Below are 10,106 nucleotides of genomic sequence, written 5' to 3' on the forward strand. Positions count from 1 at the left end.
CTGCGACGCGCGCCGTACGGAATACCCAGCAGTAACAATGCATCTCGCGGGAGAGTGGACCCATGACGCAGACGAAGGAACCCGCTCAGCGGGCCGGCGGGATCGAATCCCGCTCGATCGACTACGTGCCGCTCACCGAACGACACGGCAAGCTGTGGCATCTCGGGCCGTTGTGGTTCATGTCGAACGCGCAGATCGCGACCCTCGCGGTCGGCCTCATCAGCATCACCGAAGGCGCGACGCTGCCGTGGTCGATCATCGCCATCGTGGTCGGCACACTGCTGGGCACGCTCTTCATGGCGTTCCACTCCGCGCAGGGCCCGCAGCTCGGTCTGCCGCAGATGATCCAGTCGCGGCCCCAGTTCGGGTACCTGGGCGCGCTCCTCGTCTGGCTCTTCGCCTACGTGCAGTACGCCGGGTTCAACGTCTTCAACACCGTGCTTGCCAGCGAGTCGATGTCCAAGAGCACCGGCACGTCATGGATCAAACCGTGGCACGTGATCATCACGGTCATCGGTGTCGCGATCGCGATCATCGGCTACGACCTGATCCACCGGGCCGAGCAGATCCTCACCTACGCGATGCTCATCGTCTTCGGGATCGTCACGGTCCTGCTCTTCACGCTGCACTACCCGGCCGGCACGTTCGACCTCGGGCACTTCCAGGCGGCGCCGTTCTTCGGTCAGTTCGGGGTGGTCGCCGGCTACCAGATCAGCTGGGCCATCTACGTATCGGACTACTCGCGCTACCTGCCGCCGGACGTCACGGTGCGCAAGACCTTCTACTGGACGTACGGCGGGTCGGCCATCGGCGGCGCCTGGATGATGGTCATCGGCGCCACGCTCGCGGCGTGGAAGGGAAAGGCGTTCAGCGGCAACGCGATCGCCGAGCTGAAGGAGGTCGGTGACCATTTCTTCAACGGATTCGGCGATGTGGTCCTGGTCCTCGCGGCGCTCGGCCTGGTCTCGGTCATCGCGCTCAACATGTACGGCGGCTCGCTGACCCTCATCAGCGCTGTCGACTCCTTCTCCAAGGTCAAGCCGACTCTCGGCATCCGGATCGCCACCATCGCGTTCACCGCGGTGCTGTCCCTGCTGGGCGCACTGGTCGCGACGTCGAACTTCCTCAGCGACTTCAACAACTTCCTGTTGCTGGTGCTCTACCTCTTCATCCCCTGGACCGCCGTCAACCTGGTCGACTACTACGTCGTGCGACGAGGGCACTACGCGATCGCCGAGATCTTCAAACCCAACGGGATGTACGGGCGGTGGGGCTGGCCGGGGATCGTCTCCTACCTGGTCGGATTCATCGCGATGACACCGTTCTTCGTGGTCGGGAGCCTCTACACCGGGTTCGTGGCCAAATCGATCCACGACGTCGACATCTCCTTCTTCATCGGTCTGCCGGTCGCCGGGCTCCTCTACTGGTTCCTGGCCCGCAACATCGACGTCGAGGCCGAGACGCGCGTCGCCCGTGAAGAGCAGGAGGAACTGGAGCGCGCTGCGGTGCAGGGCACCCTGTGACGAGCGCGTGGGAGGTCGCCGACGCGATCGCGGGCAGACGCCTGAGCGCAGTGGACGCCGCCCTCGAGTGCCTCGCGGCGATCGAGGCCCGCGACGGTGAGATCAACGCGTACACGGTCGTGCTGCGCGACGAGGCGCTCGCGCAGGCCGCGGAGGTCGATCGACGCGTCGCCACCGGCGAGCAGCTCGGCCCGCTCGCCGGGGTGCCGGTGTCGATCAAGGACCAGATCTGGCTCGCGGGAGCCCCGGCCACCAACGGATCTCGCGTGCTGGCCGACTTCCGGCCCGGCACCTCGGCCGTGGCCGTCGACCGGCTCCTGGAGGCCGGCGCAGTCGTGCTGGGCAAGACCAACAACCCGGAGTTCTGCTACCGCGGCGTCACCACGAACGACCTGTACGGAACGACCCGCAATCCGCGGGATCTGTCCCGTACGACGGGCGGGAGCAGTGGCGGTGCAGCTGCCTCGGTGGCGGCCGGCATGGCCCGCCTCGCGCTCGGCAGCGACGGGGGCGGGTCGGTCCGGATCCCGGCCGGCTTCTGCGGAGTCGCCGGGCTCAAACCCACCTTCGGGCTGGTGCCGACCACGCCGGGGTTCCGCGGATGGCCGAGCCTGTCGGTCGTCGGACCGATCGCGTCGTGCGTGCGGGATCTGGCGCTGGCCATGACGGTGCTCAGCGGCCCCGCACCGCAGGACCCGACCAGCGTCGCGCCGCCCCGGCCACTCGATTTCCTCGACGCCGTGCGTGGCGCCTCGCTCCGCGGGCTGCGCATCGCCGCCTCCGCCACGCTCGGGTTGTCCGACCTGGACGACGACGTGCGGGGCGCGTTCGAGCGGGCGCTCGACACGCTGCGGCGGTCCGGCGTCAGGATCGATCTGGTGCACCCGGACCCGGTCGACGTCTGCGCGCTCTGGGACGCCACCGCGCTGCCGGAGGGCAACGCCTCGCAGGGGCAACTGCTCGCCGACCGACCCGATCTGATCGGCGCCGACGCCGCCGCCATCATCGAGTCGGGCGCTGGTGTCAGCGCCCGTGCCTACCTGGACGCGCAAGCCGCCCGCAGCCGCTTCACCACCTCCTGGCTGCAGTTCCTGTCGGAGTACGACGTGCTGCTCACTCCGTCCCTCCCCGTGACGGCCTTCGCCGCCGACCGACTCGGCCCGGCCACCGTGGCCGGCCGAGCGGTCCCCGACGGGTTCGACGCGTGGTGCGCGCTGCTCCTGCCCGCCAACCTCGCGGGCCTGCCCGCCGCGAGCGTCCCCATCGGTCCGGCCGGGGCGCTCCCGGTCGGAATGCAGGTCGTCGGCACCCGCTTCGCCGACGACGTGGTGCTGCGGGCGGCCGCGGCCATCGAGCACCTGATGGAGCCGTCCTGACGCCTACGTCGCCCGATCCGACCGGCTGAGAGCGCGACCTGCGGGCACCGACGTGGCCCCCGAGCGCACGTCACCCGCCGTTCACCTCGCTTCCCTAGCCTGGGTGGTCACAAGAGGGAAACGGCTGGGCGCGCCGCTGGCTCGATCGGCTCGTGTAGCGGCACACTTGGGTTCCGGGACAGAGAGTCACAAGGGGCAGATAGGCATCATGCGTACCAGGGGGCGGCTCGCCCTTCTCACGACGGCCGGACTGATGGCCGGCTCGATGGTGCTCGCGGGGTGCGGCGACCAGGAGGCGGCGCCGGCCAAGAAGCCCGTGTGCACCACGACCCCCACCCCGACGGTCGCGATCCCCGCGTCCTACATCCACGTCAACGTCCTCAATGCGTCCGACACCCAGGGTCTCGCCGGGCAGGTCGGCACCGCGTTGTCGTGGCGCGGCTTCCAGGTGATCAGCACGGCGAGCGATCCGCAGGACGACAACCGGCCGACCCCGACGTACGCCGAGATCCGTTACGGCGCAGGTGGTTACCAGATGGCGCTGACGCTCGCGACCCAGGTGGAGCACGCCACCCTCTACGACGACAGTCGCACCAACCCCTCGATCGACCTGGTCCTCGGACCGTCGTTCCAGCTCGCCGCGCTGCCCCCGCCGGCCGCCAAGAGCGTGACCGTCAACGTCTACAACACGACCGCGCGGCCCGGGCTGGCGACCACCGTCGGCAAGGAGCTGCGCGCCCGCGGCTTCAAGACCGACCGGGTCGGCAACGATCCGCTCGGCAGCTTCAACCCGGAGCTCATCGCGATCGTGCGGTACGGCGCCAAGGGCGAGCCCGCGGCCCGGCGGGTCGCGTTGTCGGTCGAGGGCGCCAAGCTGGTGCTCGACGGGCGCACCGACTCCTCCGTGGACCTGGTGCTGGACTACCGGTTCTCCGGGCTGGTGCCAGCGGCTCAGGCGACGGCCCCGCCGGTGCCCAAGCCCAGCCGCACCTGCTCCTGACCCGAGCGGCCTGCTGCGCGTCGCTCAGCGGCGCCGGCGGGCCGTCCCGAACAGGCTCCGGGTGATCTCCCGACCCAGCGCCGAGCCCGCCGAGCGCATCATCGACTTGAACGCCGGCGACCCCGCCACGTTCGCGATCATGCCCTTGTCCTCCTTGGCACGCGGGGCCGAACGCGGAGCCTCCTGAGGCGCTGGCGCCGGCGCCTCCGCGGGGGTGGGCGCCTGCTGGAGCTTGGCGTTCAACATCTCGTACGCCGACTCGCGATCGATCGCCTGCGCGTACTTGCCCACGATGGAGGATCCGCTGACCGTCGCGTCGATCGTCGCGTCCGGGCTGGGCGCCATCAGCGACTGGGGCGCCCGCATCCGGGTCCACGCGACCGGGGTCGGTGCGCCGTTCTCCGAAAGCACCGTCACCACGCCCTCGCCGGTGCCGAGCTGGGTGAGCAGCTCCTCCAGGTCGTAGGAGCTGTGCGGGAAGGTCTGCACGGTCGCTTTGAGCGCCTTCGCGTCATCCGGGGTGAAGGCGCGCAGCGCGTGCTGCACCCGGTTGCCCAGCTGTGCCAGCACGTCGTTCGGCACGTCCTTGGGGGTCTGGGTGACGAAGAAGATGCCGACGCCCTTGGAGCGGATCAGCCGCACGGTCTGCTGGATGGCGTCCAGGAAGGCCTTCGAGGCGTCGTCGAAGAGCAGGTGCGCCTCGTCGAAGAAGAAGACCAGCTTGGGCTTGTCGATGTCGCCGACCTCGGGCAGGTCGTGGAACAGGTCGGCCAGCAGCCACATGAGGAACGTCGAGAAGAGCGCCGGCTTGTCCTGCACCGCCGCCAGCTCCAGGCAGCTCACCACGCCGCGACCGTCGGAGGAGGTGCGCAGCAGGTCCGCGGTGTCGAACTCCGGCTCGCCGAAGAACGCGTCGGCGCCCTGGTCGCTGAACGCCACCAGGTTGCGCAGGATCACCCCCGCCGTGGCCGAGGACAGCCCGCCGAGGCCCTCGAGATCCGCCTTGCCCTCCTTGGAGGTCAGGTGGGAGATCACCGCGCGCAGGTCCTTCAGGTCCAGCAGCGACATCCCCTGGCTGTCGGCCCAGTGGAAGACCAGTCCGAGGCTGGACTCCTGGGTATCGTTGAGCCCCAGCACCTTCGACAGCAGGGTCGGCCCGAACGAGGTGATGGTCGCGCGGACCGGCACCCCCTTGCCGAGGCCGGCGAGCGCGTAGAACTCGGTCGGGTACGCCGTCGGCGTCCACTGCTGACCGATGTCGGTCGTGCGGGCGGTGACCCGGTCACCGGGTTGGCCCGCCGTCGCGACGCCGGACAGGTCGCCCTTGATGTCGGCCAGGAAGACCGGCACCCCCTGGGCACTCAACTGCTCGGCCATCAACTGCAGTGTCTTGGTCTTGCCGGTGCCGGTGGCACCCGCGACCAGACCGTGGCGGTTCATCATCGACAGCGGCAACCGGACCGGGACGTCGGGATGCGCCTTCCCGTCGGTCACGGCGGCGCCGAGCTCGAGTGCGGCGCCGGAGAATCCGTAGCCGGCCTTGATCTGGGCGAGGGCGTCTTCCGAGGTGGCCATGGAAGCGACGATAGCGGCGTGGGAGCCGCAGGCTACGGGGAATCGTGCAGCGATCCCCGTAGCATCGGGCCGTGATCTTCAAGGCTGTCGGGGAGGGGCGCCCCTACCCTGACCACGGGCTGGAGACACCGTCCGACTGGAGCGCGGTGTCTCCCCGGATCGTGCGCCTGGAGCAGCTGATCACCACCAAGCGCACGCTCGACCTGGCGCTGGTCCTCGCGGTCGACTCCACCTTCTACGGCGACATCTTCGCCCACGTGGTGTCGTGGCGCGGCGACCTCTACCTCGAGGACGGCCTGCACCGGGCGCTGCGCGCGGCCCTGCAGCAGCGTCCGGTCCTGCACGCCCGGGTGCTGTCGCTGTGAGCAGCACCGGTAACGGTCTGCAGGCCGCTCGCCGGCGCCGCCGGATCCGCGCGACCGTCGTCCTCGGGATCGCCGCGATCCTGGTGATCGCGGGCCTGGTGTACGCCGTGCGCAACATCAGCCCGCCGAGCGCGGCCCCGACCGGGCCGTCCACCCCGTCGTGCACCACCCTCGCCCTCCCCCAAGCGCTGGCGAAGCTCAACGTCTACAACGCCTCCGACACCAGCGGGAGCGCCCGCGATGTCGCCGCCAAATTCGCGTCCGGCGGCTTCGACATCGGCTCGATCAGCAACGACCCGTACAAGCAGAGGGTCGACGGCGTCGCCCAGATCCGCTTCGGCGCGACCGGCGAGGACTTCGCCAGGCGCTATGTCCTGCCGCGCGTCCCCGGAGCCACGCTCGCCCGCGACGGGCGCTCGGACTCCTCCGTCGACCTGGTGCTCGGCAAGGAGTTCAAGGCCGACGTACCGACCGCTTCGCCGTCGACATCCTGCTGACGGACCGCATGGGGTAACGGATTTCGTCCCGACCGCAGCCCTCGGGTACCCTCGTCGGCGGTGGCGTGTCCGAGCGGCCTAAGGAGCACGCCTCGAAAGCGTGTGTGGGGGTAACTCCACCGTGGGTTCAAATCCCACCGCCACCGCCAGTAGGTACGACCGAGCCCCGGGCAGCCGCCCGGGGCTTCGTCGTACCCGGTGCCCGTGCCACCCGGCGGCTCCACCCCCGGAGCGCAATGGACATGGCCGAGGCTCCCTGAGATCGCCCGTTCGGACGTCCCCGGGGACCGGTCGGACGCACACTGGACCGTGTCTCTGGCTCAGGGCAGACCGGCTCGCCGAGGACACCGCGGCAGCTGGCCTGCGGGTGGCCTCGACGGCTCACGGTCATCCGGGCCGGCCGCAGCGGTCGCCGCCGTCCAGTTCGCCGTCCTGGCGGCGTTCAGCGGGGGCTACGGCTACCACCGCGACGAGATGTACTTCATCGTGTCCGGTGGGCACCCGGCGTGGGGCTACCCGGATCAGCCGCCACTCGTGCCGTTGCTGGCGTGGCTGGTGCACCATCTGGACCCGGGCTCGCTCGTCGTCCTGCGGCTGCCGTCGGCGGTCGCGTGCGCGGCGACCACGCTGGTGGCGTCGCTCATCGCCCGTGAGGTGGGCGCGGACCGGCGGGGCGAACTCGTCGCAGCTGCCTGCACCGCCGTGTCGGGTTTCGCGCTCGCGGTCGGCCACATCGTCTCCACCACCACCTTCGACCTGCTCTCCACGACCGTCCTGCTGTGGCTCCTCCTCCGGGCCGTGCGGCACGACAGCACGGGCGCCGCCCGGGCCCGCAACCGGGATCTCGTGCTCGCAGGGGTGACCGCCGGCGTGGGCTGCCAGTTCAAGCCGCAGGTCGCCCTGGTGGCGGTCGTCGCCGTCATCGTCCTCGCCGCTGTCGGCCCGCGGACGATGCTGCGGACCCGCGGGTTCGCCGTAGGTGTCGTCGCGGCCGTCGTCATCGCCGGCCCCTACGTCGTCTGGCAGGCCGTGCACGGCTGGCCGCAGCTGACCGTGGCGGGCAACGTCGCCGGCTCCGCCGAGGGTGGGCGCGTCGGTTTCCTGCCCTTCCAGCTGGTCATGGTCAGCCCGGTGCTGGTCCCTGTATGGATCGCCGGGCTGGTCGCACCGTGGCGGCGGCCGGGTCTGCGCACGGCCCGCTTCGTCCCTCTCACGTACGCCGTGCTCGCCGTCGTCTACCTGCTCGGCGACGGAAAGGCCTACTACCTGGCCGGGGTCTATCCCGCGCTCCTCGGCCTCGGTGCGACATCGACCGTCGAATGGCTCAGGCGTGGGCGATCGATGCTGCGGCACGCGCTGCTGATCGTCGCCGTCGCGGTGTCCGCCCTGATCTCGGCGGGCGTTGCGCTCCCGGTCGTGCCGCAGCGCTCGCTCCAGGGCAGTCTGGCGATGGCGCTCAACCCCGACATCGGCGAGGAGGTGGGGTGGCCGAGGTTCACCACCGCGGTGGCGGCCGCGTGGCGATCCATCCCCCCGGCACGTCGGAGCGCCACTGCGGTCTTCACCGGCAACTACGGCGAGGCATCCGACATCAACCTGTTCGGGGCAGCCCATGGGCTGCCCCACGCCTACAGCGGCCAGAACGCGTACAGCGAGTGGCCCTCGCCACCGGACCACGACACCTCGGTGCTCCTGCTCGGGTACGAAGGGAGTGAGGCCGCGCCGTACTTCACCGGCTGCGCGACCCTCGCCCGGATCGACAACGGTGACCACCTGGACAACCAGGAACAGGGGATGCCCGTCCTCTTGTGCCGTGTGCCCCGGCCCTGGTCCGCCATCTGGCGGGACGTGCGCCACTACGACTGATGCACACTCGTGTCGCCGTCCCGTGGCTGCTCGGACAGGCGCCCCGGTTGCAGCTCAACCCTTCTGCCTCACAAGGCGATACGGTGCGTAGAAGTGCGTGACCGATCGAGGGGAACCCCAGGTATGAGCCAGGCCGTCGCCGGAGCACCTCGCACAGGTCACGGGAAGGTGATCGCCGCCAGCCTCGCCGCCGCCGTCGGCGCCTTCCTCTTCGGGTTCGACTCCTCGGTGATCAACGGAGCGGTCGACGCCATCAACAGCGGCTTCGGCCTGAGCGCCTTCGTCAAAGGCTTCGCAGTCGCCATCGCACTGCTCGGCTGCGCCGCCGGTGCCTGGTACGCCGGCCAGCTGGCCGACCGCCTCGGCCGCAAGAAGGTCATGCTGCTCGGCGCCGTGCTCTTCCTCGCCAGCTCCATCGGCTCGGCCTTCGTGGGCAACATCGGCGAGCTGATGTTCTGGCGGGTCGTCGGCGGTGTCGGGATCGGTCTCGCGTCGGTGATCTCCCCGGCGTACATCTCCGAGATCGCGCCCGCCCGGATGCGCGGCGGACTCACCTCGATCAACCAGCTCGGCATCACCATCGGCATCTTCGCGGCCCTGTTGTCCGACGATCTGGTGCAGAACTCCGCGGGCGGCGCATCGAAGGCGACCTGGCTGGGGATCACCGCCTGGCGCTGGATGTTCCTGGTCGGCGCCGTGCCCGCGCTGGTCTACGGCGTCCTGTCCTTCCTGCTGCCGGAGTCGCCCCGCTACCTGGTGCGCGTGGGCGAGACCGACGGCGCCCGCTCGGTGCTGCAGACCATGGGCGACGAAGATCCGGACCACAAGATCAAGGCCATCAAGGAGTCCCTGCAGAACGAGGACCGCACCAGCTTCGCCGACATCGCCGGCGACCGCTTCGGACTCAAACCGCTGGTCTGGGTCGGGATCGTGCTGGCGGCGCTGCAGCAACTCGTCGGGATCAACGCGATCTTCTACTACTCCACCACCCTGTGGCGCTCGGTCGGCTTCTCCGACAGCGACTCGTTCAAGACCTCGGTCATCACCGCCGTCATCAACGTCGCCTTCACCTTCGTGGCGCTGCTCTTCGTGGACCGCTTCGGTCGCCGGCTGCTGCTGCTCGTGGGCTCCGCCGGGATGCTCGTGGGCCTCGCCCTGGCGTCCGCGGCGTTCTTCAACGCCTCCGGGTCGGGCAAGAACATCACGCTGCCGCACACCTGGGGCATCGTGGCGCTCATCGGCGCCAACCTCTTCGTCATCTTCTTCGCCGCGACCTGGGGCCCGGTGATGTGGACGCTGCTGTCGGAGATGTTCCCCAACCGGCAGCGTTCCTACGCCATCGCGATCTGCACCGCGGCCAACTGGATCTTCAACTTCATCGTCACGGTGTCGTTCCCGTGGCTGTCGGACCGGGTCGGCCTGGGTTTCGTGTACGGCGGATTCGCCGTCTTCGCGTTGATCTCCTACTTCTTCGTGCGCGCGATGATCCCGGAGACCAACGGCACCGAGCTGGAGGACATGACCGGCGGCACGTTCCGGGAGAGCACGACCACGTCCACCCCCACACCGGAGCCCACCGGCCGCTGATCACCGGTCCGTCGAGCGCGGCGCCGCGAGGGCCTCTTACGTCTGCGGCCAGGGCTGCAGCACTGGCCACCAACGCAGAACGCCCACCCCGCCGTACGGCGGGGTGGGCGTTCTGCGTTGATACCCGCGCCGGGAGACCCGGGGCGTGACCGCTGACCGTCAGCCGGCCAGGGTCTCCTCCTCGATCTGCGCCTCACGCTGGGAGTCGGCGATGTAGCGGTCGACCGAGACGCGGGACAGGCGGGTGGAGTACGCCAGCGCCATGATCGCGGCGGAGAAGATGAACGTGACGATGAACGCGCTGCCGAACTGGATCA

Annotated in this window: 8 protein-coding genes and 1 tRNA gene; 8 read left to right on the forward strand and 1 reads right to left on the reverse strand. The window is 69.8% G+C overall.

Annotation, left to right across the window (positions count from 1 at the left end):
• The first annotated feature begins 62 nt into the window (after positions 1–62).
• From JOB34_RS05125 to JOB34_RS05135, 3 genes are all read left to right on the forward strand, one after another.
• The gene (locus JOB34_RS05125) at positions 63–1,523 is read left to right on the forward strand and encodes a cytosine permease (protein WP_208051679.1); all 1,461 of its coding nucleotides are present in this window, start codon (positions 63–65) and stop codon (positions 1,521–1,523) included.
• Positions 1,520–2,899, forward strand: coding sequence for an amidase family protein (locus JOB34_RS05130; RefSeq protein ID WP_208051680.1), 1,380 nt, complete (start codon positions 1,520–1,522; stop codon positions 2,897–2,899). The genes JOB34_RS05125 and JOB34_RS05130 overlap by 4 nt, the downstream gene beginning before the upstream one ends.
• 208 nt (positions 2,900–3,107) lie before the next feature.
• A complete protein-coding gene (locus tag JOB34_RS05135) occupies positions 3,108–3,899 on the forward strand; it encodes a LytR C-terminal domain-containing protein (RefSeq protein ID WP_208051681.1) in 792 nt (263 codons plus the stop codon).
• A gap of 24 nt (positions 3,900–3,923) precedes the next feature.
• Here the strand turns inward: JOB34_RS05135 and JOB34_RS05140 are convergent, their stop codons facing one another.
• The gene (locus JOB34_RS05140; RefSeq protein ID WP_208051682.1) at positions 3,924–5,474 is read right to left on the reverse strand and encodes a helicase HerA-like domain-containing protein; all 1,551 of its coding nucleotides are present in this window, start codon (positions 5,472–5,474) and stop codon (positions 3,924–3,926) included.
• A gap of 71 nt (positions 5,475–5,545) precedes the next feature.
• On the opposite strand from JOB34_RS05140, the gene JOB34_RS05145 reads away from it, so the two are divergent.
• The 5 genes from JOB34_RS05145 to JOB34_RS05165 all read left to right on the forward strand — a co-directional run bounded on the left by JOB34_RS05145 (position 5,546) and on the right by JOB34_RS05165 (position 9,789).
• A complete protein-coding gene (locus JOB34_RS05145) occupies positions 5,546–5,839 on the forward strand; it encodes a type II toxin-antitoxin system VapB family antitoxin (protein WP_179478533.1) in 294 nt (97 codons plus the stop codon).
• The gene (locus JOB34_RS18055) at positions 5,836–6,336 is read left to right on the forward strand and encodes a LytR C-terminal domain-containing protein (RefSeq protein WP_208051683.1); all 501 of its coding nucleotides are present in this window, start codon (positions 5,836–5,838) and stop codon (positions 6,334–6,336) included. The genes JOB34_RS05145 and JOB34_RS18055 overlap by 4 nt, the downstream gene beginning before the upstream one ends.
• 59 nt (positions 6,337–6,395) lie before the next feature.
• Positions 6,396–6,485, forward strand: a tRNA-Ser gene (locus tag JOB34_RS05155).
• A gap of 160 nt (positions 6,486–6,645) precedes the next feature.
• Entirely contained in the window at positions 6,646–8,202 is a 1,557-nt protein-coding gene (locus JOB34_RS05160; RefSeq protein ID WP_208051684.1) for a glycosyltransferase family 39 protein, read from the forward strand.
• A 123-nt stretch (positions 8,203–8,325) separates the two neighbouring features.
• Positions 8,326–9,789, forward strand: a complete 1,464-nt coding sequence (locus JOB34_RS05165; protein WP_208051685.1) for a sugar porter family MFS transporter — start codon at positions 8,326–8,328, stop codon at positions 9,787–9,789.
• Positions 9,790–10,106 lie beyond the last annotated feature (317 nt).

Origin of the sequence: Allobranchiibius sp. GilTou38 (genome assembly GCF_017565325.1) — a bacterium.
In the GTDB taxonomy this organism is placed as follows: Bacteria; Actinomycetota; Actinomycetes; order Actinomycetales; family Dermatophilaceae; genus Allobranchiibius; species Allobranchiibius huperziae.